This is a genomic window from Corallococcus sp. 4LFB, from assembly GCF_046520365.1.
Taxonomy (GTDB): domain Bacteria; phylum Myxococcota; class Myxococcia; order Myxococcales; family Myxococcaceae; genus Corallococcus; species Corallococcus caeni.
The window spans coordinates 1-404 of the sequence record NZ_JBKGHJ010001254.1; the positions used below are offsets into that span (position 1 = coordinate 1).

Annotated in this window: 1 protein-coding gene; it reads left to right on the plus strand. The window is 69.8% G+C overall.

Annotated features, from left to right (window positions below; translation table 11 throughout):
• Positions 1-404 (plus strand): condensation domain-containing protein (locus ACLEQD_RS45195; RefSeq protein WP_410392039.1); only part of this gene is annotated, 404 nt, incomplete at both ends.

The following is a 404-nucleotide window of genomic DNA, read 5'->3' on the forward strand; positions in this document are numbered from 1 at the left end:
CCGCTGGCGGTGCGCCTGACGGGGACGCTGGATGCGACGGCTCTCGCGCACAGCCTGCGCGCCCTCGTCGAGCGTCATGAGAGCCTTCGCACCACGTTCGGCCTGGTGGACGACAAGCCCGTGCAGCTCATCGCGCCGGCCCTGGACGTTCCGCTGCCGCTCATCGACCTGCGCTCGCTTCCGGCCGACGAGCAGTCTGCCGCGGTGGCCCAGCACACGCAGTCCTTCGCCGTGCAGCCGTTCGACTTGCAGAAGGGGCCGCTGCTGCGCTCCTGCCTGCTTCGGCTCGCGGATGACTCGCACCTGTGGTTGCTGTCGCTGCATCACATCGTCGCGGATGGCTGGTCCCTGGGCGTGCTCGTCCAGGAGGTCGCCGCGCTCTACGCTTCCGCATCGCGTGGTGA